The organism is Mesorhizobium sp. CNPSo 4684, from assembly GCF_057784315.1.
Genome location: NZ_JBWLUX010000004.1, coordinates 246,788 through 270,678, shown reverse-complemented (window position 1 = coordinate 270,678; position 23,891 = coordinate 246,788). Strand labels below are relative to the sequence as shown.

The 23,891-nt window shown below is 58.5% G+C and carries 16 protein-coding genes and 5 pseudogenes; 16 read left to right on the top strand and 5 right to left on the bottom strand.

Translation table 11 applies throughout. The features are described from left to right. Window positions 1-205 precede the first annotated feature (205 nt). The 10 genes and pseudogenes from nifB to AC04SG_RS05520 all read left to right on the top strand — a co-directional run bounded on the left by nifB (window position 206) and on the right by AC04SG_RS05520 (window position 10,671). Entirely contained in the window at window positions 206-1,687 is a 1,482-nt protein-coding gene (gene nifB / locus AC04SG_RS05565; RefSeq protein WP_488550219.1) for a nitrogenase cofactor biosynthesis protein NifB, read from the top strand. 33 nt (window positions 1,688-1,720) lie between these two features. Beyond that, window positions 1,721-1,915: a 4Fe-4S dicluster domain-containing protein gene (locus AC04SG_RS05560; RefSeq protein WP_488481347.1), complete on the top strand. Its 195-nt coding sequence runs from the start codon at window positions 1,721-1,723 to the stop codon at window positions 1,913-1,915. 50 nt (window positions 1,916-1,965) lie between these two features. Then, complete coding sequence (locus tag AC04SG_RS05555) at window positions 1,966-2,274, top strand: nitrogen fixation protein NifZ (protein ID WP_488550218.1); 309 nt, start codon at window positions 1,966-1,968, stop codon at window positions 2,272-2,274. A gap of 15 nt (window positions 2,275-2,289) precedes the next feature. Further along, window positions 2,290-2,502, top strand: a complete 213-nt coding sequence (gene nifT / locus AC04SG_RS05550; protein ID WP_488550217.1) for a putative nitrogen fixation protein NifT — start codon at window positions 2,290-2,292, stop codon at window positions 2,500-2,502. A 43-nt stretch (window positions 2,503-2,545) separates the two neighbouring features. Beyond that, window positions 2,546-3,430, top strand: coding sequence for an SIR2 family NAD-dependent protein deacylase (locus tag AC04SG_RS05545; RefSeq protein WP_488550216.1), 885 nt, complete (start codon window positions 2,546-2,548; stop codon window positions 3,428-3,430). A gap of 203 nt (window positions 3,431-3,633) precedes the next feature. Next, window positions 3,634-5,394: an ABC transporter ATP-binding protein gene (locus tag AC04SG_RS05540; RefSeq protein ID WP_488550238.1), complete on the top strand. Its 1,761-nt coding sequence runs from the start codon at window positions 3,634-3,636 to the stop codon at window positions 5,392-5,394. Continuing rightward, complete coding sequence (locus tag AC04SG_RS05535) at window positions 5,394-7,355, top strand: ABC transporter ATP-binding protein (RefSeq protein ID WP_488550215.1); 1,962 nt, start codon at window positions 5,394-5,396, stop codon at window positions 7,353-7,355. The genes AC04SG_RS05540 and AC04SG_RS05535 overlap by 1 nt, the downstream gene beginning before the upstream one ends. A gap of 169 nt (window positions 7,356-7,524) precedes the next feature. After that, a pseudogene (gene istA, locus AC04SG_RS05530) lies at window positions 7,525-9,016 on the top strand (IS21 family transposase); the annotation flags it as partial. Window positions 9,017-9,021: 5 nt separating this feature from the next. Next, window positions 9,022-9,538, top strand: a pseudogene (locus AC04SG_RS05525) (ATP-binding protein); the annotation flags it as partial. A gap of 326 nt (window positions 9,539-9,864) precedes the next feature. Further along, entirely contained in the window at window positions 9,865-10,671 is an 807-nt protein-coding gene (locus tag AC04SG_RS05520) for a glycoside hydrolase family 12 protein (RefSeq protein WP_488550214.1), read from the top strand. A 63-nt stretch (window positions 10,672-10,734) separates the two neighbouring features. Here AC04SG_RS05520 and AC04SG_RS05515 read toward each other — a convergent pair. Beyond that, window positions 10,735-10,879 (bottom strand): annotated as a pseudogene (locus AC04SG_RS05515) (IS5 family transposase); the annotation flags it as partial. Window positions 10,880-10,974: 95 nt separating this feature from the next. Between AC04SG_RS05515 and AC04SG_RS05510 the strand changes: the two are divergent. The 3 genes and pseudogenes from AC04SG_RS05510 to AC04SG_RS05500 all read left to right on the top strand — a co-directional run. Beyond that, a pseudogene (locus AC04SG_RS05510) lies at window positions 10,975-11,298 on the top strand (ATP-binding protein); the annotation flags it as partial. Between the two features lie 535 nt (window positions 11,299-11,833). After that, window positions 11,834-12,490, top strand: coding sequence for a transposase (locus AC04SG_RS05505; RefSeq protein WP_488550213.1), 657 nt, complete (start codon window positions 11,834-11,836; stop codon window positions 12,488-12,490). Window positions 12,491-12,798: 308 nt separating this feature from the next. Beyond that, on the top strand, window positions 12,799-13,092 hold the full coding sequence (locus AC04SG_RS05500) for a DUF982 domain-containing protein (RefSeq protein WP_488550212.1): 294 nt from the start codon (window positions 12,799-12,801) through the stop codon (window positions 13,090-13,092). Between the two features lie 135 nt (window positions 13,093-13,227). Here AC04SG_RS05500 and AC04SG_RS05495 read toward each other — a convergent pair whose 3' ends face one another. The 3 genes from AC04SG_RS05495 to AC04SG_RS05485 form a co-directional block, all read right to left on the bottom strand. Then, window positions 13,228-14,253 (bottom strand): LLM class flavin-dependent oxidoreductase, encoded by a 1,026-nt coding sequence (locus tag AC04SG_RS05495; protein ID WP_488550211.1) that lies wholly within the window; start codon window positions 14,251-14,253, stop codon window positions 13,228-13,230. 130 nt (window positions 14,254-14,383) lie between these two features. Next, window positions 14,384-15,484 (bottom strand): histidinol-phosphate transaminase, encoded by a 1,101-nt coding sequence (gene hisC, locus AC04SG_RS05490; protein WP_488550210.1) that lies wholly within the window; start codon window positions 15,482-15,484, stop codon window positions 14,384-14,386. Window positions 15,485-16,019: 535 nt separating this feature from the next. Beyond that, window positions 16,020-17,450: a dicarboxylate/amino acid:cation symporter gene (locus tag AC04SG_RS05485; protein WP_488550209.1), complete on the bottom strand. Its 1,431-nt coding sequence runs from the start codon at window positions 17,448-17,450 to the stop codon at window positions 16,020-16,022. A gap of 250 nt (window positions 17,451-17,700) precedes the next feature. Here AC04SG_RS05485 and AC04SG_RS05480 point away from each other — a divergent pair, with 250 nt between their 5' ends. The 3 genes from AC04SG_RS05480 (at window position 17,701) to AC04SG_RS05470 (ending at window position 22,349) form a co-directional block, all read left to right on the top strand. After that, a complete protein-coding gene (locus AC04SG_RS05480; RefSeq protein WP_488550237.1) occupies window positions 17,701-19,554 on the top strand; it encodes an ATP-binding protein in 1,854 nt (617 codons plus the stop codon). After that, window positions 19,551-20,924 carry a sigma-54-dependent transcriptional regulator gene (locus AC04SG_RS05475; protein ID WP_488550208.1) on the top strand — a complete coding sequence of 458 codons (1,374 nt, stop codon included), beginning with the start codon at window positions 19,551-19,553 and terminating at the stop codon, window positions 20,922-20,924. Before AC04SG_RS05480 ends, AC04SG_RS05475 begins: the two co-directional genes overlap by 4 nt. A gap of 393 nt (window positions 20,925-21,317) precedes the next feature. Further along, window positions 21,318-22,349, top strand: a complete 1,032-nt coding sequence (locus AC04SG_RS05470) for a LacI family DNA-binding transcriptional regulator (protein WP_488550207.1) — start codon at window positions 21,318-21,320, stop codon at window positions 22,347-22,349. Between the two features lie 237 nt (window positions 22,350-22,586). Here AC04SG_RS05470 and AC04SG_RS05465 read toward each other — a convergent pair. Next, a pseudogene (locus AC04SG_RS05465) lies at window positions 22,587-23,249 on the bottom strand (IS110 family transposase); the annotation flags it as partial. Window positions 23,250-23,891 lie beyond the last annotated feature (642 nt).

Here is a 23,891-nt window from a genome sequence, read left to right as displayed (position 1 = left end):
ATGTCAAAATCTCCTCGCTGTGTGTGGATGATGCCTTTGAGACGGCGCTGGCGGGTTCAAGTCGCAAGCCCGACAAAACTTGTGGCGTAGCGAACAGACGTAATCGCACATGAAATCCGACATGTTGAACTGAAACAGCCTTTTTCGAGCTGGCACAACATTTGCGAACTGAACTGCGACGTCCACCCACGAACGGAGCCGTTCAATGTCCATACCGGCGATTTCGCTTGAGAGTTTGGTCAGTACCAAATCCTTCGACCAGTCGTTGGCGACCGCGAAATCCGCCGGCTGCACATCTTCATGCTGCGGCTCGTCCGAAAAACCGACCGAGATGGACCCCGCCGTCTGGCAGAAGATCAATGACCATCCATGCTATTCCGAAGAGGCGCACCATTATTTCGCGCGCATGCATGTAGCGGTCGCGCCAGCCTGCAACATCCAGTGCAACTACTGCAATCGCAAATATGACTGCGCCAATGAAAGCCGGCCCGGAGTGGTATCGGAAAAGCTCGCCCCGGACCAGGCGCTACGCAAGGTTATCGCCGTCGCCAATGAAGTGCCCCAACTTTCCGTGCTCGGGATCGCGGGACCGGGCGACGCCTGTTACGACTGGCAGAAGACAAAGGCGACACTAGAACGTGTCGCCAGGGAAATCCGCGACATCAAGCTATGCATCTCCACCAACGGACTCGCGCTACCGGATCGTGTTGCCGAGCTTGCCGACCTGGATGTCGATCACGTGACGATCACCATCAACATGGTTGACCCAGAAATCGGGGCAAAGATCTATCCCTGGATCTTTTACAACCATCGCCGCTACGCCGGCATTGACGCTGCCAGGATCCTGCACGAGCGGCAGATGCTGGGCCTGGAGATGCTGACCGCGCGCGGCATCCTCACCAAGATCAATTCGGTGATGATCCCGGGCGTCAACGACAACCACCTGATCGAGGTCAATAAATGGGTCAAGGAGCGCGGAGCGTTCCTGCACAATGTCATGCCGCTGATTTCCGACCCGGCGCACGGTACGCATTTCGGCCTGACGGGGCAGCGCGGCCCGACGGCCTTGGAACTGAAGACGCTCCAGGATCGCCTCGAAGGTGGCGCCAAGTTGATGCGACATTGCCGGCAGTGCCGGGCCGACGCTGTCGGCCTGCTTGGCGAGGATCGTGGCCAGGAGTTCACGATCGACCAGATTTCGCACGACATCACCTACGACGCCAGCAAACGCACGTCCTATCGGGAGGTGGTTGCGAGCGAGCGCGGCGATCACGTTGCGGCCAAGAGCCAGGCGGTCGCGACCGTCAAGGCAGCAGGTTCCGGCAAATCGCTCCTCATCGCAGTGGCGACCAAGGGCGGCGGCCGGATCAACGAGCATTTCGGCCATTCGAAGGAATTCCAGGTTTATGAGGCCTCTCCGAGGGGGATCAGCTTCATCGGGCATCGCAAGGTCGAGCAGTATTGCCTCGGCGGCCGAGCCGCTGACGGCGCCCTCGACGGCGTCATAGCTGCCCTCAAGGGCGTCGACATAGTGCTGTGTGCCAAAATCGGAGATTGCCCCAAGGATCAGCTCGCTGGAGCTGGAATCCGGGCAATGGACGTTTATGGCTACGACTATATCGAAACCGCCATCGGCTCGCTTTACGTCGCCGAGTTTGGGAGCGAACCAATGGCGGCGACGGCCTGATCGTCTCGTCCTAACCGAATCAGGAGTTGATAAATGGCCTTCAAGATCGTTGCCTCCCAATGCACGCAATGCGGTGCTTGCGAGTTCGAATGCCCCTCGAGCGCAATCAAGTTCAAGGGCGAGAACTACGTGATCGATCCGGAGCAGTGCACTGAATGCAAAGAGGCCTTCGATACGCAGCAATGCGCCTCCGTATGTCCGGTGCCGAAGACCTGCGTTCCCGCCTGAGCTGCATCCCTTGTTGACAAACTGGAGACGCGGGAAAGGAAGGAAGGGGGATGGGCCTCGGACGCGAACAGGAGGTTGAGATCCGCAAGCCTCCACGATTTGTGCCGGGCGAGCGGGTCCGCGCCACACGACACGTAAAGAACGACGGTACCTATCCCGGTAGCGAGATAGGCGCAAACCTCGTGCGGAAGGGCGATGAAGGCTATGTTCGCGACATCGGCACTTTTCTCCAACAGTTCTACATCTATGCGGTCGAGTGGCTCGATCGCGGCACCGTCGTTGGCATGCGCGCCCACGAACTGATCAGCCTTGACAAATCCGGAGAACCTTGCAGTGCCGAAATCACCTGTGGTCACTAACAATGGAACAGCCCAATGAAGCTAATGATCCGCAGGACCGATGCCGGCCTATCGGCCTATGTGCCGAAGAAGGATCTCGAAGAGCCGATCATCAGCGCAGAGCATGAAGAGCTATGGGGAGGGTCCATAACGCTCAGGAACGGCTGGCGGCTCGTCCTGCCCGACCTGCCGCCAGATACACGTTTGCCGATCACCGTCGAGGCTAGGAAGATTTCCGACGAAGAGTGACGCCAACAGGTCGGCAATCTGAGAGCGTCAATGGGATACGAGCATGGAAACCATCCTGGCCTTGCGCCACCTCAAGATCAATCGGGACAGTCATGCCGCAAAGCAGCTTGCACTGCTGAAGAAAGCACTTTGCGCCGATGAGATCATCCCATACCTCGGTCCGGACCTGCTTCGGCTTAGGCACGGGGATCCACCGGTACCGCGCACGCCGCAAGCCGTCGCCTTGGCACTCAACGCGCGGGCGCCAGCTCCTTCGAAGATTCGTACCAATATGTGGTCGGTCGCTCAATTCATCGAACAGCGTCGGCATCGGCGGACGCTCCAGGCCTGGATGGCCGAGATATTCGCGGGGCCGGTGGCGCCGACCGTCTTTCATGCCTGGCTCGCGACCCTTCCGCTCTCCCTGATCGTCGATAGCTGGTACGACGGCGCCATGCGCGCTGCCCTGGTAGCGACCGGGCGAACTGATGTCGTGGAGGTTCAAGGCGTACCGCGCGCGGACGCAATTGGCGACATTTGGACGAGAACCTACCATTTGTCTGGAATGGAACTCCAACCAGACTCGACGGCAGCGACGGTCCTCTATACGCCGCACGGCAGCATCAAGCCGGCGGCAAACTTCCTCATCGCAGATTCGGATTACGTCGAAGCCCTAACCGAAATCGATATCCAGACGCCTATCCCTCAAGCCCTGAAGGAACGGCGCACCAAGCGCGGTTTCTTGTTCTTCGGGTGTCGGTTCGACGATCAGATGCTGCGCATATACGCCCGACAGGTGATCAAGCGCTCAAGCGGCCCACACTTTGCGGTTATCGATTCGGCAACGTTGACTAAGAACGAGCGCCGCTTCCTTGCAGCAAACGCAATTACGGTCATAGACATGCCCGCATGCGAAGCCGCCGCTCAACTGGTAGGGACAGGTATCTAGCAGATGGTGGCCAGCTTTGCACATCAGCGGCATTTGGTGGGGGAGTCGTGCGGTTCAAGGCCCTCCAAACGGCACAAGGCCGCTGAGCTGCCTCCTCCAACAGTAAGGCTATTCGTGGCGTGACGAAGCCCGAAAATTGGGCGGCGATCGGAGAAGTGGCCGGTTCAGTCCGGGACTGGAGCACGATCGCGCGCATTACCCGGATGAATTTGCGGCACCCGTGGCAGGTCACCGGAGCGATCGGCTCGACGCTCGTTGCGGCATCGCTCCAATTGCTCATCCCTGTGCTCCTCGGTAAGGCCATCGACCAGACCCAGACAGCCGTCGGCGGCGGACTAAGCGGAGCGGCAGCGCAAGAGGCGCTGCAGAACTCGGCCCTCCTGCTGCTCACCGTTAGCGTGCTGCGCGGCCTGTTCACGCTGGCTCAGAACTATCTTGCCGAAGCGGTCGGACATCACGTCGCGTATGCACTGCGGGTCGCTGTTTATGAGAAGATCCAGCGGCTCAGCTTTTCTTTTTATGACCAGGCGCATTCAGCCGATCTGATCACTATCGGCATGCTCGACCTGGAAGGCGTGCGTATGTACTTCGCTGCCTCTCTGGTTCGCGCGGTCCTGCTCGTCATGCTGATCGGGATTGGTGCCTACATATTGATTTCAACCAACGTGGTTCTTGGTCTTCTCGCGCTGAGCTTCGTGCCCTTTGTCGCGTGGCGCTCATCAATCACCCAGCTCAAGCTGCGTGCCACCTGGCTTGATCTGCAGGAGCGGCTTTCCGTCCTCAGCCGTGCGATGGAAGAAAATCTCGTGGGCATCCGGGTTGTCCGCGCGTTTGCAGCGCAGGCTTACGAGATGCTGAAGTTCGACCGCGCCTCTAAGAATGCGCTTGGTCTCATCCTCGAACGGGTCGAGATTTACGTGCGCAACATTTCCGCGATGAATTTCTCGTTCTTTCTCGCCATGGGACTGGTCCTGTGGATCGGCGGCAACAAAGTTACCGCAGGCGAAATCAGCGTGGGCAAACTTGCCACGTTCCTTTCATTTATGACGATCCTCCAGATGCCGGTTCGCCAGATAGGCGTGATAGTCGATGGCTTCGCCCGGGCCTCAACATGCGGTTCGCGCCTCTTCGGCTTACTTGACCTGGATGTTGCGATCAAAGACGCAGCAGACGCCAAACCGCTCGAAATCAGCGAGGGCACCTTGCGCTTCGACCATGTTTCATTCGCCTATCCGGCTGCCAAGGAACGCCCAATCCTGAAGAATATCAGTTTTGAAGCCCGCAAGAGCGAGACGGTTGCAATTGTCGGCCCGCCCGGCGCCGGCAAATCGACGGTGGCTCATCTGATCCCTCGTTTTTACGACGTCACCGGCGGTGCCATCACGCTTGACGGCCAGGATATCCGCGACGTCACCCTGGCCACGCTCCGCAGAGCCGTCGCGGTCGTGCAGCAGGATGCATTCGTTTTCACCACGACGATCGAAAACAATATCGCCTATGGCGATCCCTGGGCCAACGCACAGCGGATCGAGCGCGCGAGCGAGTCGGCTCAGCTTCACGACTATATTCTCCGGCTGCCGGCCGGCTATAAGACGGTCGTGCGTGAGCGCGGCGTATCCTTGTCGGGCGGACAGCGTCAGCGCCTGGCGATCGCCCGCACAATGATGCTGCGCCCCTCGGTCATTGTCTTCGACGACTCGACTGCCGCGATCGATGCAGCCACTGAACAGCGCATTCGCTCCGCCATGCGACTCTTTGCCAAGGATCGCGTGACCATCATCATCGGCCACCGGCTGAGTTCGCTCATGCATGCCGACGCAATCCTGTTGATCGAGAACGGCGAGATTGTCGAGCGCGGCACTCATGAAGAGCTTCTGGCGAAAGGCGGACGCTACAAGGCTCTTTACGACCTCCAAGTGCGCGCATTTGATGACATGCTGCCCGACCAGGAGGGGGCGAGCTGATGCTCCAGGCCGGCGAAGTCGAGGCGGAACGCAACGATGCTCGAGACGACGACCGGCGCCCGCCGCATGCCGTCGTCGGCTCGCACCGCTTCGAAGAAGAGATGTTCGGATCGGCGTTTGACAAGAATATTGTCCGGCGCATTTGGGCGTTCGTCAGGCCCTACCGCGCCAAATTGATCATCTCGGTTGCCGCGATGTTGATCCTCACCGGTTCACAGCTTCTCGTCCCCCTCATCATCCGCTTTGCGATCGACCATGGAATGCAGCCGGGAAGTGGGGATCGCTCAGCCCTGCTTGCGGCCGCCGGCGCTTTCCTTTTCACGATCTCAGTCAATTTTGCTGCCAGCTACACGCAGGAGATCATGGTCTACAAAACGGCGGAGAAGGCTCTGTCCGATATTCGCCGCGCCACGTTTGGTCATCTGCAAGACGTAGCGCTTTCCTTCATGGACAAGACAGAGGTGGGACGGCTGATGTCGCGCCTGCAGGGCGACGTCAATTCCATGCGGGAATTCTTCGAAACCGCGGTGTTTTCGTTGGGCGACATCGCCCTTCTCTTTGGCATCGTCTTCATCATGCTGTGGCTTGATGTTCGCTTGGGGCTCCTTACGTTCTCGGTATTGCCTGTTCTCTTCGTGGTGCGCCTCTTGTGGCTGCCGCGCGCCCGCGATGCCTTCATGGCCGCGAACGAGGCCAATTCGATTTCCAATGGCGCGCTGGCTGAAGCCATTCATGGCGTACGCGCAGTGCAGTCCATGGATCGGCAGCAGGTCAATTTGATGCTTTATGATGATAAAGCTCACGCCAATCTCAAGACACATCTGACCGCTGCCAAGTACGCACAGATCATGGTGCCGATCGTCGATGGCCTGACGGGCGTTGCCGTAGCTGTCGTCATCGTTGTCGGCGGTTCAATGGTGATGAACGACCGCATCGATGTGGGTGTGATAGTCGCTTTCCTCTTCTACATTCAGCGCTTCTTCGATCCGATCCGCTCGCTCACCTTGCAATATTCGATCATGCAACGGGCGATGGCGTCGGGAAAGCGGCTGATCGAGGTTCTTGATATCAAGATCGAGGTCCAGGACAAACCGAATGCCAGGGTGCTTTCAGCCGACATGGACGGCTCGATCGAGTTCAGGAACGTTACTTTCGGCTATGATCCCGAGCATCCGGTGTTGAACAACGTGTCGTTCCGGGCCGATCCCGGCGAAACCGTCGCCTTGGTCGGGCCGACGGGTTCAGGTAAATCGAGTGCAATGGCCCTGGTCCACCGCTTCTATGATGTCCAGAAGGGCCAGGTGCTGGTCGGCGGCTACGATGTGCGAGATATCACCCAGAAATCTCTTGGCCGTCAGGTTGCCATGGTGCTACAGGAGCCGTTCCTTTTTACCGGCACGGTCTTTGAGAATATCCGCTACCATCAGGCTGAAGCCACGCGGGAAGAGGTTATCGAGGCCGCCATGGCCGTTGGCGCGCACAGCTTTATCGTGCGCCTTCCTGGTGGATACGACGCCGCTCTAGGTGAACGCGGCGGCAATCTCTCGCTGGGCCAGCGCCAGCTTATCAGCTTTGCACGTGCGCTTGTCGCAGACGCCAAGATCCTGGTACTCGACGAAGCGACCGCCAATATCGACAGCTACACGGAAATGCTGATCCAGAAGGCACTCGTCACGCTTCTCGAAGGCCGAACTGGCCTCGTTATCGCCCATCGTCTTGCCACAGTGCAGGGCGCCGACCGTATTGTCGTTCTCCAGAACGGCAAGGTCGCCGAAAGCGGAAAACACGACGAGTTGATCAGAATGGGCGGTGTCTATTCCAAACTTTACAGGCTCAACCACGCCTCGTTCGACACCCCCGATGAGCAACTCGATACCTCCGAACCAGCGGGCTACAGATCTGAGGCGCGAAACTCCGAGGAGCCACCGCAATGGTGCAGGCGCATTGCCGAGCGGCGATAGCCCGCGCGTCGCCCCACCACCCATGACGAGCATTTGATTGTCCCGAAAAATCTCCCGCGATTTTTACCCATGCTACACGGTGTCCCCCGAGGTGCGCGTCATAGACAGGTGAACAAGCTAACGAGGAAGTGCCGGCGTCCTTCGGTTTCATCGGAGGCATTTGTTTTGGATGTTGGTTGTGGAGACGATTGCGAAGATACGCCGGCTTTCGCTGGTCCAGGGGAGGTCTATCAAGGAGATCTGCCGCGAATTGAGGATATCGCGGAAGGTGTCCGGAAGGTGCTGCGCTCGGACGCGACGGAGTTCCGCTACGAGCGTGAGCATCAGCCGATGCCGAAGATCGGCCCCTGGCAGGATCAGCTCGACGGGCTTTTACGTGGCAACCACGGCAAGGCGGCGCGCGAGCGGCTGACTCTGATCCGGATTTACGAGGAGCTTCGCGGGCTCGGATATGAAGGCAGCTACGATGCGGTCCGTCGATACGCAAAGGGCTGGGCGAAGGAGCAAGGATCGGCAACGGCGGAAGCCTATGTGCCGTTGTTGTTCGCGCCGGGCGAGGCCTACCAGTTCGACTGGAGCCACGAGATCGTCCTGATGACGGCGTGACAGTGACCGTGAAGGTCGCCCATGTCCGGCTCTGCCACAGCCGCATGATGTTCGTCAGGGCCTGTCCGCGCGAGACGCAGGAGATGGTGTTAGACGCCCACGACCGGGCCTTTGCCTTCTTCAGCGGCGCCTGCACGCGCGGCATCTACGACAACATGAAGACGGCGGTGGAAACGATCTTCGTTGGCAAGGACCGCCAATACAATCGCCGCCTCTTGCAAATGTGCAGCCATTATTTGGTGCAGCCGGTCGCCTGCACGCCGGCATCGGGCTGGGACAAGGGTCTGGTCGAGAACCAGGTCGGGCTGGTGCGCGAGCGCTTCTTCACGCCGCGACTGCGCTTCAAGACCTATGAGGAACTGAACGCCTGGCTGCAGGACAAGTGCGTCGCCTACGCCAAGGCGCACCGTCACATCGAACAGCCGGAACGAACGATCTGGAACGTGTTCGAGGAAGAGCGCGGCAAACTGATCGAGTATCGCGGCCCCTTCGACGGATTCCACACGGTGACGGCCTCGGTGTCGAAGACCTGCACGGTTCGCTTCGACACCAACAAATACTCGGTCCTGTCGACGGCCGTCGGCCGCCCGGTCGAGATGCATGCCTATGCCGACAGGATCGTCATCCGCCAGGACGGCGTGGTCGTCGCCGAACATGCCCGCTCCTTTGGGAGGAACGAGACGGTCTACGATCCCTGGCATTAGGTCGCTGTACTTGCCCGCAAGCCCGGTGCACTGCGCAATGGCGCGCCATTCCGGAACTGGGTTCTGCCACCAGCGATGGAGCGAATCCGACGCCGATTAAAAGCGGCGCATGACGGCGATCGGCAGATGGTGTCAATCCTGGCCACGGTGTTGACCGACGGCATCGATGCCGTGGAGGCTGCCTGCCAGGACGCGCTCGATCAGAATGTCTGCTCATCCGCCGTCATCATCAACATCCTGGCGCGGCAGCGCGATCCGGCGCCGGCAGTCACCATTCTCACCCCGGACACTCTTCGCCTGCAGCACGAACCGCAAGCCGACTGCGCCCGCTACGACAGCCTCAGGAGGGCAAGCTGATGGAACGCACGCAGGTTCTGGAACTGATGGGGACGCTGAAGCTCCGGGATGCGCGGCGCCTATGACGAGGTCATGGCGACCAGCATCAAGCGCCAGCACGAGCCGCCGAAGATCGTCGGTGATCTGCTGTCGGCGAGATCGCCGAGAAGCAGGCCCGCTCCATCAAATCCAGCTCACTGTCGCCAAGTTGCCGATCCCCAAGGGATGAGTTCGACTTCGACGGCACGCCGGTCAACGAGGTGCTGGTCCGGGACCTTGCCAACGGCACCTTCGTCGCCGATCAGCGCAACGCCGTGCTCATCGGCGGCACCGGAACCGGCAAGTCGCATCTGGCAATCGCCATCGCCCCGGGCCCCGATCCGCAACGGCTCACGTGGCCGCTTCTTCAACGTCGTCGATCTCGTCAACCGGCTCGAGACCGAGCACCGCGGCGGCAAGCAGGGCCGTATCGCTGACTACCTGACCAGGCTCGACTTCGTCGTGCTCGACGAACTCCAGGCCGGTGGGCAGTTGCTCCAAAAGCGCTTCACACTCTCAAACAAATCATCCCAACAATGGCACCCGCGACAGAACAAACGCCCAATTCTTTGGATTTTTCAGTAAACTGCTAGGCTCGTCATCCAGTGGATCGTTGCCACTGTCTCAGCAGGCTGTTGTCATCCGAAAGACGGCAAACCCGGGCGCGGCCCGCCTTTCTCCTTGAGCTCGTCAGCTTCTCGAAAGCCAACCTTCCTAGCATTCGCACCCGGTCTCCTAGATGCCAATGCCGCCTATGCTGAACTAGGGTACCCGCTGGGCGGATCTGCAGGAGACTTTGTTATCATAATCGAAAGGAGAGCTTTATGTATTCCAATCGGATAAATGGTGGCGGCGCGCAAGGGTTCCCTCCGGGGTACGTCCGGACACAGGAGGATCATGATCTATTTAGGCAGGCCGCGAATGAAGCCGGGTCATTATCACCTGCCGCGCTTGTATCGGCGCAGGCTCCGATTTGGAGTTCGAGCGCTCCATACGGAAGCTTTTCACGCGATGGCTACTCTTGGAACAACGACGTATGGGGTCCGCGCCCTGGGCCTCAGACGATTTCGGTGAGTGGCGTCAACCGGTGGAGCGTATGGTCGAACCAGCCTAATACGCCGGGCATCAAAAGCTATCCGCACGAGGCTTTTAGTATCGGGAAACCGCTCAGTTCAATCAACACTCTGAGCTCGAGCTTCAATCAGGAGGTTCCTACTGGCGGCGCCTGGGATGTCGCCTACGATATCTGGGACAGGTCAAACCAGCATGAGATAATGCTCTGGACAAACTACACCGGAAACTCGGACGGGAGTGGCAACGTTAAGCCCATTTCATATCATTATGCCCCTTCCGGTGCGGCGATTCCGGTCTACAGCAATGTCAATGTAGGCGGAGCGACTTGGAACGTGTTTGAAGGTGAAGGCCCCGACGGTCACAAGGTCATCTCATTGCTGCGCACTTCGAAGACCAACAGCGGGACAGTGGACATCAAGAGTATCCTGGAGTGGATCAAGTCGAAGGGGTACTTTGGCGACATAAACGTCGGTAGCGTTCAATACGGCGTCGAGATTACCTCGTCCCCGGGGGGAAAGAACTTCAATTTCAACAACTGGTCTGTGACCTCGAAGTGAAGATTCGTGTGCGGGCGGCAAGTTGAGCTGCGCTTATGCCAATGAGCCACGCTGGCTCACGGCCTAGGTGTCGTGGACAAAGGGCATCCAGAGCTTGATTGACGCGAGCGCAACAAAGCCCGAGATATGACTCGCTGGTCTTGTCATATCGAGTTGCGACGCGCCGCCAGTTCTTGAGCTTGTTGAAGAGCCGCTCGATATGATTGCGCCATCTGTTGCCCGGGCGTCAGCACGAAGCCAAGCGGGCGGCCTTTGGTATCGCATCGGGCACGAAGTTTTGTGGTGAAGCCGCCACGCGATCGGGATCTCGTCAACCGGCTCGAGACCGAGCACCGCGGCGGCAAGCAGGGCCGTATCGCTGACTACCTGACCAGGCTCGACTTCGTCGTGCTCGACGAACTCGGCTATCTGCCATTCGCACAAGCCGGTGGGCAGTTGCTCTTCCACCTGATCAGCAGGCTCTACGAACGGACCTCGATCATCATCACCACCAACCTGGCGTTCGGGGAATGGCCCGCCGTCTTCGGCGACGCCAAGATAACGACAGCGCTGCTCGACCGTCTTACCCATCATTGCGAAATCATCGAGACCGGAAACGAATCCTGGCGCTTCAAGAACCGCGCCTGATCACGCCACCAAGCCGATCCGCGTTCGCCGGGCTGCACAATCCCGACCAGTTCCGCCCGGCGAACGCTGACCGTCGTGCGCCAAAAACGCGCCGATCCAGGGTCCCAATTGCGGGCCGATTGACAGTCTCGCCTTTCGCCATGATGCCATCACCTTGAGAAATTCTGGAACCTCTCTCTAATGATTGCGGTACTCGACCATTACAATGATCGGACCACTTCGTGGTCGCAGGTCTGCAGGGGCTGGTTCGCAAAACGTGTTAATCGGAAAACACCGCGCTGCGGCTTTTGACGCTCAGGCATTCCGAGCCGAATGCACCCACGCCCGTTGCGTTGCCGCCCTTCTCCTCGCGCGGCGGGTGTACGCTCAGCCCGCTTGAGAGCAGTGCCGTGACCGATGTCACTTGCTCGTCGAACGACTATTACGATAAAGCTCCGCGCTAATCAGGAAGCGCTGGGAATTCGAGCGGCGACTTCATTCTTCCACTCGTTTTTATCAGACGGGAACTATGAGGCGGCAAACGCGACCATTCACCGTGGAAGTCAAACAGAAGCGCCGTTATCAAAAAAACGCGCGTTCCGTCTGGGGCGATTTCGACATGGCCGCGGCGAGGGCCGAAACCACAGAGGAACTCCAGAAGAGCCGGCAGCCAACTCGTCAGCTTGTTGACCCTACTGTTGTAGCCCTCAATGCTGAACCTTTGCAAAAACCACAGATGGAGAATTTCATGGCAAATCGCCTGGCAACCGAAACAGTAATTCCTATCGAAACGGCAGCCGAGGCGGAGACGTCAAAACCGGGGGCGAGAACGCCGCGGACGCGGAAGCCAAAGGCTGAGCCGAGCGCGCCGGGCCGGAAGAACGGCGCCAAGCCGATATCCGCGACCACTGAAGCACCGCCATCGGCAGCGATAGGCCGCAAGGTCCACTCTGCAAAGGAGCGCGGCCAGAAGTTTGCTCAAATCGAGACGTTGATTGGTGGCGGCGCTACTCTCAAGAGCGCGGTGAAGCATGCTGGCATCTCGGAACAGACATATTATGTTTGGAAAAAAGCAGCGACGCCTGCAGCGGACAGTGACGAGCTGAAGAATCTCGTCGCGCTCGAAGAAGAAAACAAGCGACTAAAGAGCCTGCTTGCGGATCGTCTGCGCAAGGAAAATGCGGAACTGAAGAAAAGGCTTGGGCTAGATTAATCAGACGAGCGTGCGGCTTTCTATATGGCACGCTCCCGGGCGTTTCCATCCTTCGCTGCTGGGCTGTGAACGACTGGTTTAGGCTACTGGGTTCACCGTCCGCCGGCGGCGGTTGGAACGATTGAGATTGTCCTCGAGGCGGCCAGTTTTTTTGCGGCAGTAGACTGGCAAACGATCGGGTTCCTCCCGAGGATGAATGCCGCTTTTCCTTGAAGTGTCATAAGGCTGACAACGCATTCTGCAATGGTCGGCGGTGTCGATGAGGCAGCATTGCGAGTCGGCTGTTCAGCAGGTCGGGAGTAGACGAGATGAAGGCGAAGGCCTTCGGCAGCCCTATTTTTGTGAAGCGTGCCGCTTATGTCGTGCAAGAGATTGCAAGTCTCGAGGACGCTATCGATTTTCTCGATGAGTGGCCCGAGGATCGCAGAGACCTGATCCACGAGACTGCCCTAAAAGCATGTTTTGACGCCTACGATGGGCACAAGCCCTTAAGCACCGCCCGCGCTGCATTCTACGGCTTCGCGAAGCGGGCCGCCATATTGGAAGATCCAACCTCGGCAATGCAGTGGATTGCAGCGGGCAGAGTCACACGGTCGGTGTGAACAGCCGGGACGCGCATCCAGGCGTAGCGTGGAATCCCCACCTGTGGACCATGCGCTGCCAGGCTATGTCTGCCAGCGGGCTTGGCGCTGGCGTAGGGCGACTCCTTGGAAGCGCCCTACGCCACGGATTCACGCTCAGGCAAATCGGGCCATGATTTCGGAATGAATCGTCACTGCAGTGTATAGGGACGCTTCCAGAGGTAAGTCTCCAAACGCGAGCTGGCAAAGAAGATAATTGGCGCCAGCCATTTCCAATTGACCAAGAAGGGTGTCCCGCACGAACGCTGCCGTTCCCGCTACGCATAGCTCACTTTCAATCGCCGCTTCGAAGGTCAGCGGTAGGTTTGGCGGGGTCGGGATGCCATTGAGGACGTAAAGAAACTTGAAGCTCTTGAGCCATGTTTCATAAGCAGGTGCCGCGATCGAATAGGCATGCGCATCAGAACGACCAATCACGACCATGCGCAGCAATCCAAGAAACGGCACGGGATCATCTTTGTCCATAGTCTTCTTCCGGCTGGCGCGGAAGGCATCGGTTACTTTGCGGACGGAGGAGCTATGTCCTACGCATGCGAGATTTGCGCCGTTCGCGGCGGCCCAACTTGCAGATTCGGGTCGATTGGTGGCGACCCATGTCGGCGGATGCGGACGCTGATGGGGGCTAAGCGTCAAGGGAACCTTATTGAGCTCAAAGTGACGGCCTCGATACGATAACTTCCCGCCTTTCATGGCAGCGATTAGGATTTCGCAGGCTTCCGAATAACGGCCCGGCACTGTGTCCGTGCCAATCCCAAAATAATTCAATTCGGCCGGGAGAGAGCCTCGGCCTAGACCGAGCTCCAACCTGCCACCACTCAGCTGGTCGAGCATACAGATCTCTTCGAACGCACGAAGCGGATGGTACAAGGTGAGAAGCATGACGAGCGGCCCTATACGCAGCTGGCGGGTGCGCTGTGCGACGCTCGACAAGAAGAGATTTGGCGACGAACCTCTCCCATGTGGGGTGCAGTGGTGCTCTGCGAGATGATAACCATAAAAACCGAGATGATCGCACGCCTCCGCCAGCTTCAGGCGATCGGCATATTGTGGGCCGATGTCGCGACCGTCGTCATCCAGGTGATCGAATATGCCGAAGGTCGGCTTCGAAAGAACGTTTTTCACTCTATTTTCTCCAGGATTTTGACGCGGAAAATCCTCGCTCCAGACCAAGGCCTAAGCGTCAGGTAAACTAAGTACTTTTAGATATAACGTTTTCCGCGATGTAATTATTACTTAAATAGGTCTCGTAGCCCTATTCTATTTCCGACGGCTTTATCAGAATACTTGTGATCTCATCTAGAAATAAGTCCATCTGCTGCCGTGTGCCTATGCTTACTCTTATGCAATCTTGCAGAAATTCTTCGGAAGGGACGGTGACAAGTACTTTACGCCGCTCTAGCGACTGCTGCCACCATCTACCGTCTTGTCCTGTCGGCACGCGGGCCAGCAAGAAATTTGCATGGGAGGGGGTTACGGAAAAACCCAGTTGCGAGAGCGCGAAGGACACGCGCTCCCGCTCCTGCTTGATTTGCCGGTGGTTCTCTTCATAGGCGGCGCGATGCGCAAGGATGCTGATGCCAACCGCATGGCCGATCACGTTCATGTTGAAAGCATTTTGGATGTTGCGCAACCTTCCAACGATTTCAGGATGACCAAATCCAAAACCGATACGAATACCGGCGGCGGCATAGCTTTTGGAAAATGTCCGTAGGAGCAGAATATTGGGACAACTATCGATAAGGCGCAGGCCATTATCCGGCGCGAAGTCGACATAGGCCTCATCCAAAACGATCAGATGATCCGATTGCAACGCGAGGCGTTCGATCTCGGCCACCGGAACGAATGTTCCAGTCGGATTGTTCGGATTGGCTAGAAGAATGAACTTGGCGCCTTTTGCTGGACCAGAGAGCAATTCCTCTACTGGCAGGGTATTAGATTGACCGCACTCGATTTCGATAAATTGAGCCTCCTGCAACATGGCGAGTTTGCGGTTGAACCAAAAGCCGGGCGATAGCATTGCCACGCTGTCGCCAGGGGCAAGGAAGGCCTTGTAGATGAGTCCCAAAAGTTCGGAGGATCCGTTTCCGACAATCACCTGATCCTTGGTGAGGCCATAGGTGTCGGCCGCGGCTTCCCTCAAGCTGATGTTGTCGAGTTCTGGATACAGATACTGCCGTTCAAGGGCGGCAATTCCACTTTGCATTACGACTTCCGGTAACGGAAATGGATTCTCATTCGAATTTAGCCTGACGTAGCTATCGTTCAGCGAAGGGCGACTGGACGGTAAAGGCTCTAGTTCCCTTGCCACCTGCGAAAACGACGAAAGCACGCTTTCCAGTTTTGGTTCCAACATATCCTCTCCTTTTTTGAGGGCGAAATTATACCCTCTGCTTGCTAAGGTTTATCCCCGCCGATTTCGCTGCACTTAACGTGCCGATTCCAGTATCATTTCATCTAAAGTCATTTCAAAATGGGCTTATACTTTCTGGGTGAGGCGAATTATTGTTATTCTTGCTGTAGGTAAGGTTCATCGGCCCGCGCGGCCTGTTTTAGGCAGCGCATAGAATACCCTCTCTTCCCGACGCAATGCTTCGGTCACGCGTGCCTCGTCATTCTTGGGCCGATGTATTGCAGGGTTGCGATCCGGTTGATCTGCGCCAGACTGTTTTTCGCTCACGGCTAACGAGGCGCCACGATATCGCTACGGAGCGCGTCAACAGCCGACCAGGACCTCCCGATCCTTGTGCTGGATTTGCCAGGGTCAACTCGTTTGAATCCCTCTGGTCGAGACCGTACCGGTGAGCAGCGCTCCAAACGAAAACCCGGCGCGTATTGATGCTCGTTGTTGGCTCAGGCGCGGTGGTGCTGCTTTCAGCGCTTTGGGTTGCTCAATCCGCAAGTCCTCGCTTGGTGTCTGCGGGTCGACCTCGCTGTGTTTGCGACCGACTGGGCGGATGGACGAGTCGCAACGATGCGGCGTCACTCAGTGGCGGTGAGACGGGCGGTTGATCGGCCAGGGTCTCGGCAAGATGATGCCCCGCAAAGGCAGCTTCCAACCGCGCCTGATCCAATTCGCCTTCCCAACGGGCGACCACGAGCGTTGCCACGGCGTTGCCGATGACGTTCGTGAGGGCCCGGCACTCGGACATGAACCGGTCGATACCGAGGATCAATGCCATGCCAGCCACCGGAACGGACGGCACCACAGAAAGTGTGGCGGCCAGCGTAACGAAGCCGGCGCCGGTGACTCCCGCCGCTCCCTTAGAGGAAAGCATCGCAACGAGCAGCAACAGGATCTGATCGCTGATCGAGAGATCGGTATTCGTCGCCTGGGCGATAAAGAGGGCCGCAAGCGTCATATAGATGTTGGTGCCGTCCAGGTTGAAGGAATATCCGGTCGGAATGACGAGCCCTACGACTGAACGATTGGCGCCAGCCTTCTCCATTTTCTCCATGAGAGTAGGCAGCGCGGCCTCCGAGGAGGACGTTCCAAGGACCAAGAGCAGCTCTTCCTTGATGTATCGGATGAGAGAAAGGATCGAGAATCCGTTGTAACGGCTGACAGCGCCCAGAACTAAAAACACGAAGAGAAAGGCCGTGATGTAGAACGTCCCGACCAGCATCGCGAGATTGACGACGGAGGCGATGCCGTACTTCCCGATTGTGAAGGCCATGGCACCGAACGCGCCGATCGGGGCCGCCTTCATCAGAATGCCAACCAGCGCGAAGACCGGCACGGTGAGTGCCTGGAGGAAGGAACTGATCGGCTTTCCCATCTCTCCGACCATCGCAAGGGCAATGCCAAACAGCACCGAGAAGAAAAGGACCTGCAGGATGTCGCCGTCAGCGAATGCGGCCACAATCGTGGTCGGAATGATATTCATCAGAAAGCCCGTCACGGACTGCTCATGGGCCTTCGCGGCATAGGGATTGATGGCCTGAACGTCGAGCGAGGCCGGATCGATGTTGAGGCCGGCGCCCGGTTGGACGACATTGGACACGATGAGGCCGACGATCAGTGCCAGCGTCGAGAAGGTGAGAAAATAGACCATCGCCCTGCCGGCTACCCGGCCGACCTTTTGAAGGTCGTGCATGCCGGCGATGCCGGTCGCGACGGTCAAAAAGATCACCGGTGCGATGATCATCTTGACGAGCTTAATGAAGGCGTCACCAAGCGGCTTCATGTTTTCGCCGGCTTCGGGGTAGAAATGGCCGAGCGCGACGCCCATGGCGATGGCGGCAATCACCTGCACGTACAGCCGTGCATAGAAGGGCTTGCGAGGCGCGACGTTCACGCTAGCGTTCTGTGGGTTCGACATTGATCTCTCTCCCAGACCCGGAAGTTGGCACTGCCTCTCCTCCCCGGGCTTTCTTGATCGCTGCGCTCCGGTCGAACGCTGCTGCGGTGTTTTCCGCAAGAGCCATGCCAAACCGACAGGCCGAGCGGATGGCGCGGTTTCGGTTCTTGTCGGGCGGGTCGCGCCATGTAAGTGTGTGGATTTCCGCACTTTTGGGTTTCATCTGGCGAAATCCGGCACTAGTCTGGAGCACTCGGTAGAAGACGACTGCATCAGCGAGGGTGGCTTGCAAAAGGCCCCATTAAACTTCCTTGGCAGATTGAGCGCCGGCCGATTTCTCTGGCTTGCGGCTTTGTTTGCACTTCTTGGTCCGGGCATCGGGTTTTTTGTTTTTGCAGCCGGCAGGATTGCCGGCACCAAAGCTGAGGCGGACCTACGCGACCGCGCTCTTGCGGCGCGCCCACTTGCAGCCGACACTTTGAAAGGAGACGTCGAGAAGCAACGACTGATTCCGCGGATCCTGGCTCGTGACGGTGCGGTTCAGGAGATGCTTCGCAGTCCGAGCACCGGTGGGGAAGCTGCGCTGGATGACAAGCTGCGCGCCGTCGCGCGCGACGCCGCCTCTTCGGTCATTTACGTCATCAACAGTGAGGGAACGACGGTTGCTGCGAGCAATGCCGGCGAGCCCACCAGTTTTGTCGGCCGGGACTTGCGTTTCCGTCACTATTTCGTTGAAGCGATGGCGAGCGGCATGGCCACGCAATACGCACTTGGTACCGTCAGCAAGCGCCCCGGCCTCTTCTTGTCGAGCCGAATCGATGGACCGGAGGGACCACTCGGTGTCGTCGTGGTGAAGGTCGAGCTGGACCGTGTGGAGTCGAGCTGGCGCGAGAGCGGTTTCGTGGTCTTCACGAGCGATGAGCACGGCGTCGTCCTTTCAACCGGCGTGCCTCAATGGCGTTTTAGCGCTCTCTCCCCGCTGTCCAAGAAAGAGGCGGAAATCGCCCGCGATCATCTGCAACTGCCTGGCGCGATGTTCGAGCCCGTCCCGCTTTCGCACCGCGGCGGCACGCTGGTTACCGCAAGTACCGCGGACAAGGCGGCAGGCTTTATCGCGGTTTCTCAGGATCTCGGCAAAGTGGTCCCTGGTTGGCGGCTGTCACTGCTCATTCCTGCCGATGTAGAGATTTCCGCGGCGATGATGACAGCCCGCACGACAACACTGCTTGCCCTCATGCTCGTGGCATTTGCTGTTTCCGTTATGGTTCGACGGCGGCAGGCGATCCGGCAACGCCAGGACGCGCTTGCGAGCATGAACGCGGAACTGGAACATCGCGTCAACTTGCGTACCGCAGAGCTCCGCCGTTCGAACGAAACCCTCGCAGCTCAGATAGCCGAGCGGGAGAATGCCGAGGCAAGAGTGCGCCGGTTACGTGATGAACTCTCTCAGGCGAACCGCCTCTCAATTCTTGGACAGATCGCAGCCGGAGTTGCCCACGAGATTAACCAGCCGGTGACAGCAATTCGCACCTATGCCGAAAATGCTACACGTCTTCTCCAAGGCGAGAGGCCGCAAGAAACCGCGGGGAATTTGAAATCGATCATTGCCATAACGGGACGCATCGGGGCGATCACCGAGACGCTGCGGTCGTTCTCCCGCCGCGCAACAGGTTCTGTGGGGCCAGTATCGGCGGAAGAAGCGATCGACGGGGCGCTTTCGCTGCTTTCGGGCCGAATCCGCGAATCTAGCGTGACGATCGAACGGAAGCGGACAAATCCGTCTCCGATGGTGATGGCAAGTTGCGTTCGGCTGGAGCAAATCCTGGTCAATCTTCTGCAGAATTCGCTCGATGCCCTAAAGGGCCTGCCGGAGCCGCGGATTGAGATAGCGCTTGCCCAGAACAGAGAAACGGTCACCCTATCGGTTCGAGACAACGGTACCGGCCTCGCCCCTGAAATTCGCAAGAGCCTCTTCATGCCATTTACCACAAGCAAGGAAAAGGGGCTGGGTCTTGGCCTGGTTATTTCAGCTGAGATCGCCCGGGAGTTCGGCGGCTCGCTGCGACTCGATGCCAGCCACAAAAAGGGGACTTCCTTCACCATCGAACTGAGGCGTGCTGAATGAGTGACGAAAAAGGGAACGTCATCTTCGTTGACGACGATGAAGATCTGCTGCCCGCTGCCGCGCAGATGCTGGAACTTGCCGGCTTTAGCCCTATCGTCCTCAACTCCGCCGAGGCCGCACTCGCCAAAATCGACGAGAACTTCAATGGTACCGTCGTCAGCGACATCCGCATGCCTAGAATGAATGGCCTTCAGCTCTTTGAGCGGGTGAAGGCAATCGATCCGAACATCCCTGTTGTCCTTATCACTGGGCACGGCGACGTCGAACTCGCCGTTGCCGCCATCAAGGACGGCGCTTACGATTTCATCGCTAAACCATATGAGACTGACCGGCTTTTGGTGACGCTGAATCGCGCTTCCGAAAACCGGCACCTGGTCTTGGAAAACAGGCGCCTTAGGGATGCGGTCGTCCGATCCGCGGGTGATATGCCCCTCTTAGGCAACGCACCGAGTATGACATGGCTGCGCGAAACGCTCCGCCAGATCGCCGATACGGATGTGGATGTCCTTGTCGAGGGTGAAACCGGCGCGGGTAAGGAGGTGGTCGCGGACCTGCTTCACCGCTGGAGCAGACGAAGCACGAAGCCGTTCGTGGCCTTGAACTGCGGGGCGCTGCCCGAAAGTGTTATCGAAAGCGAACTTTTCGGCCACGAAGCAGGCGCGTTTACCGGCGCGCATAGGCGCAGGATCGGTCGTCTCGAATACGCGAATGGCGGCACCCTATTTCTCGACGAAATCGAGTCCATGCCGCCTGCACTCCAGATTAAACTCCTAAGGGTACTGGAGACCCGGCAGGTCACGCCACTCGGTACCAACGAAACCCGCAGCATCAATGTTCGTGTCGTGGCTGCGACGAAGGTCGATCTGGGCGACCCGAACGCTCGCGGTGACTTCAGGGAAGATCTATATTTCCGCCTAAACGTCGTCACGGTCCATATCCCGCCGCTTCGCGAGCGGCGCGAGGACATCCCGATCCTCTTTGCGCATTTCTTGGAACGCGCTTGCAAACGCTTCGGCAAGCCAGTGTGGGAGATAACCGCGGCCGTGCGTAATCATCTCATGGGTCACGACTGGCCCGGCAATGTTCGCGAACTTGCGCATTTCGCCGATCGGGTCGCGTTGGGACTTGAAGGCGCGTCGAATTCGCTTCCTGGAAAAAGAGAAGCCGAATTAAGTCTCTCTCTTTCCGAAAAGGTTAGCATTTACGAGGCGACCGTGATCCGCAACGCATTGCGGGAGTGCGATGGCGACGTGAGGAGGACGACCGAGTTTCTGCAGGTGCCCCGCAAAACCTTCTACGACAAGCTGAAACGTTATGGAATAATCCCGGGCATGTATCGAAGCAGCAGCGATTGTTTGAAATCTTCTTGAGCTCGCTCGACGCGGAAAGGGTGCTATGGGCTTCTTGGGACCGGGAAAATGAAAGCTGCTTGCGCCCAAGAGAATACACTTCCCCTTTGCGGGTACGTCAGTGGCGCGCCCTGCGGTATGCGGATCGGGTCGTCAAAGGGGCGCCTGATGATCGTGCCGTTTGGGATCAGTCCTTTCTGGTTCAGAGGCCTGAGAGACCTCGTGCTGCATATCTGTTCTTTCGGTCAATGCGTGCCACGGAGCTGCGTCGAAGTGCCAACGGGCACGCGCCGTTACCGCCGAGTTCACCAAGAATCTGCTGCGACATTGGCGACATCAAACCGGGCTGACACATTCTGTCAAATTCCGTAACCCGTCCTCTATGTTCCCCATCACGTCCTGTTAGATTCGATCATGACTAAGCGCCCCACAATTGCAGATCTCGCCCGCGAAGCAGGGGTTAGCGTAGCGACGGTCGACCGGGTATTGAACGGTCGCCGACTGGTGAAGGAAGAGACTGCACGGCGGGTCTGCGAGGCGGCCCGCGCCATCGGCTACAACGCAGCTGGTCTGATGCAGCAACGCACGCAGCGAATTTTGCCAGAGTACCGGCTAGGTTTTATTCTCAGAATGCCAGCCGAACATTTCTATCAGGATTTCGCGCGCGAGATTAAAGCTGCTGTCAGCGCGGCACAGTCCTTCCGGGGCATTCCATTCGTTGAATTTGCGCCGTCGCATAGGCCTGGCGACCTGGTCTCGCTGCTCGAGGACATGGGTGCACGCTGCCACGCGATCGCGATGATGGCGCCGGATCATCCAACCGTCACGGCAGCTGTCGAAGAACTCAAATCGAACGGAACCCCGGTTTTTTCGTTGCTTTCTGATTTTGCAGCTGGCGTGCGCGAGGGCTATCTGGGCCTCAACAACCGCAAGGTTGGGCGGACAGCAGCCTGGATGTTTTCCAAGGTTGCAAAAAGGCCCGGCAAGGTGGCGGTGTTAGTCGTCAGCCATCGTTTTCACGGACCAGAATTGCGAGAAATCGGCTTTCGCTCATACTTCCGTGAGAAGGCGCCAACGTTCGAGGTGTTAGACACGCGCGTGAATCTCGACACGCGGCAAACCACCTACGACGCTACGCTCGATGTTTTAAGACGCGAACCCGAACTTGTCGGCTTGTATGTCGCCGGCGGAGGCACGGAGGGCGCCATCGCTGCGCTCCGGGAAGAGGGCGAAGGTCGGAATCTCCTTGCGATCGTCAATGAGATCACGCCGGAGTCGCGGGCAGCCCTCGCGGACGACGTCATTACCATGGCGGTTGCCACACCCTTGCGCCCGCTTTGCCAGGAGTTGGTAACGCTGATGGCCAAGGCAATCGAGACAGGCACTGCCGGGGCGCCATGGCAGACATTCTTGCCGTTCGAGATCTATCTGCCGGAAAATATTTGAGGCGAGATTCGCTTTCTCTGAGCGGTTCGGTCGCGCAGCGGAACTGAAGGACGTCGGTGATCAAGCTCCGATGCGCGGGTTAGCTACCGCATTCCCGATTGTGCGTCCGGGGCTGCCTATTTTACTGCGGGCGTCGGCAGTTTGCCGGCCACAAAGCGTCTGACGGCATTCCCCTGCCGTGGTCCCGCCTCCTCCCATGCGCGACATGTGCGCCGTCGCGGCGAGCGATCAGGTGACGCGCGCCTCCCCTGCGACTGCCCAGACGAACTCTTCGATCACACGCTCCAGCCGGTCGACCCGTTCTTTCGAGACGCGCACCGCCTCGACCATCTCCTGGAGTGCGATCTGATGCGCGGGATGATCGAACCGCTGTTCCTGAAGCCAGCGTAGATGCGCATCGTTCAGCGCTTCCTTCGCGGATGGCTGCGGCCGTGCTTGTGCACGAATGCGCTCGCCTGCTGGCGATGGACCCGCAGCGCCTCGACCGCGGCCTCCCGCGAGCGAATAAGATCCCGTATGGACTCATGTCCTTCATCGGGAGCCCACACCGCGGTCAGCTCGCCGGCGCGCAATAGCCGGGCAAGGGAAATGGCGTCTCGGCGGTTCGTCTTCACCCGATCGCTGGCTTCCTCGGGGTCAATGACGCTGCAACCACGGCGCACTCATGCCCGAGCGACCGGATCAGGCGATAAAGGCCGTACCCGGTCGGACCAGCCTCGCAGCGGAAATGCACGTAATCAAAGCGGCTAGCGATCCGGCCTATGACCCGCCGCATGCTGGTCGCCGACGCGTCGACCTCACCGAAGAACCGAACCTTTCCTTCCGGCCTGCCTCCGCAATCGCAATAGCGTTCTTCAGCTTCGCAACGTCGATTCCGACAAATTCTCTATAATCCGCCACGGCTCATCCACCTGTAGTGAGAATCGGCTCGGCCCGCCCGAGCAACCCTGCGACGAGCAGTGTAGGGCGAGCCACCTCATCGGCAGAAGCGGACAGACAGTCTTACGATAAATCCCCGCTTTGTGCGTCCATGAGACCGGCGGCGAGCCGGATGGTGCGCCTTCGGAGCTTGACGGGGAAGATGATTGAATTATACAGCGACGCAAGCAGTTAGGAGAATGCCATGCCTGCTTTCGGCCAGCGCCTTCACTACTGTTCGGTCTGGCTCGCTTGATGAAACGGGCCATCCCCTGGGCATTGCCAAATTGAGCCTGCCCTCGCGGATACCGTTCACGATCGCGGTGGCGGGCTGCCCGATTCTGGTCCTTGGAAACCGTTAAACGGCCGCCGCGAGATTTGTCACCGCAATCCTCAGACTGGCAACCTCGAGCACAACGATGTTCTTTTTGTTCGACGGACGCTTGCTGATGAGATCGCGCCAATGTCGCAGGAGGATATCGAACAACGTCGATGGTTAGGTTGTCGCAGAGCCAATTGAAGAGCAGTCTGTCTCTCGTCGTGGTTCCATGATTAGGCCAGACCTGCCGTCGAGGGAGCGAAGGAGAAGGCTCCACAGTTCGACTGCAGCCAGATATTAGGCTG

What these genes read in the sequence shown, in the direction of transcription:
- hisC (WP_488550210.1), bottom strand. Translation starts at nt 15,484, where the DNA reads ATGTTGGAACCAAAACTGGAAAGCGTGCTTTCGTCGTTTTCGCAGGTG.
- nifB (WP_488550219.1), top strand. Translation starts at nt 206, where the DNA reads ATGTCCATACCGGCGATTTCGCTTGAGAGTTTGGTCAGTACCAAATCC.
- AC04SG_RS05475 (WP_488550208.1), top strand. Translation starts at nt 19,551, where the DNA reads ATGAGTGACGAAAAAGGGAACGTCATCTTCGTTGACGACGATGAAGAT.
- AC04SG_RS05485 (WP_488550209.1), bottom strand. Translation starts at nt 17,450, where the DNA reads ATGTCGAACCCACAGAACGCTAGCGTGAACGTCGCGCCTCGCAAGCCC.
- AC04SG_RS05540 (WP_488550238.1), top strand. Translation starts at nt 3,634, where the DNA reads ATGAATTTGCGGCACCCGTGGCAGGTCACCGGAGCGATCGGCTCGACG.
- AC04SG_RS05560 (WP_488481347.1), top strand. Translation starts at nt 1,721, where the DNA reads ATGGCCTTCAAGATCGTTGCCTCCCAATGCACGCAATGCGGTGCTTGC.
- nifT (WP_488550217.1), top strand. Translation starts at nt 2,290, where the DNA reads ATGAAGCTAATGATCCGCAGGACCGATGCCGGCCTATCGGCCTATGTG.
- AC04SG_RS05470 (WP_488550207.1), top strand. Translation starts at nt 21,318, where the DNA reads ATGACTAAGCGCCCCACAATTGCAGATCTCGCCCGCGAAGCAGGGGTT.
- AC04SG_RS05535 (WP_488550215.1), top strand. Translation starts at nt 5,394, where the DNA reads ATGCTCCAGGCCGGCGAAGTCGAGGCGGAACGCAACGATGCTCGAGAC.
- AC04SG_RS05520 (WP_488550214.1), top strand. Translation starts at nt 9,865, where the DNA reads ATGTATTCCAATCGGATAAATGGTGGCGGCGCGCAAGGGTTCCCTCCG.
- AC04SG_RS05500 (WP_488550212.1), top strand. Translation starts at nt 12,799, where the DNA reads ATGAAGGCGAAGGCCTTCGGCAGCCCTATTTTTGTGAAGCGTGCCGCT.
- AC04SG_RS05555 (WP_488550218.1), top strand. Translation starts at nt 1,966, where the DNA reads ATGGGCCTCGGACGCGAACAGGAGGTTGAGATCCGCAAGCCTCCACGA.
- AC04SG_RS05545 (WP_488550216.1), top strand. Translation starts at nt 2,546, where the DNA reads ATGGAAACCATCCTGGCCTTGCGCCACCTCAAGATCAATCGGGACAGT.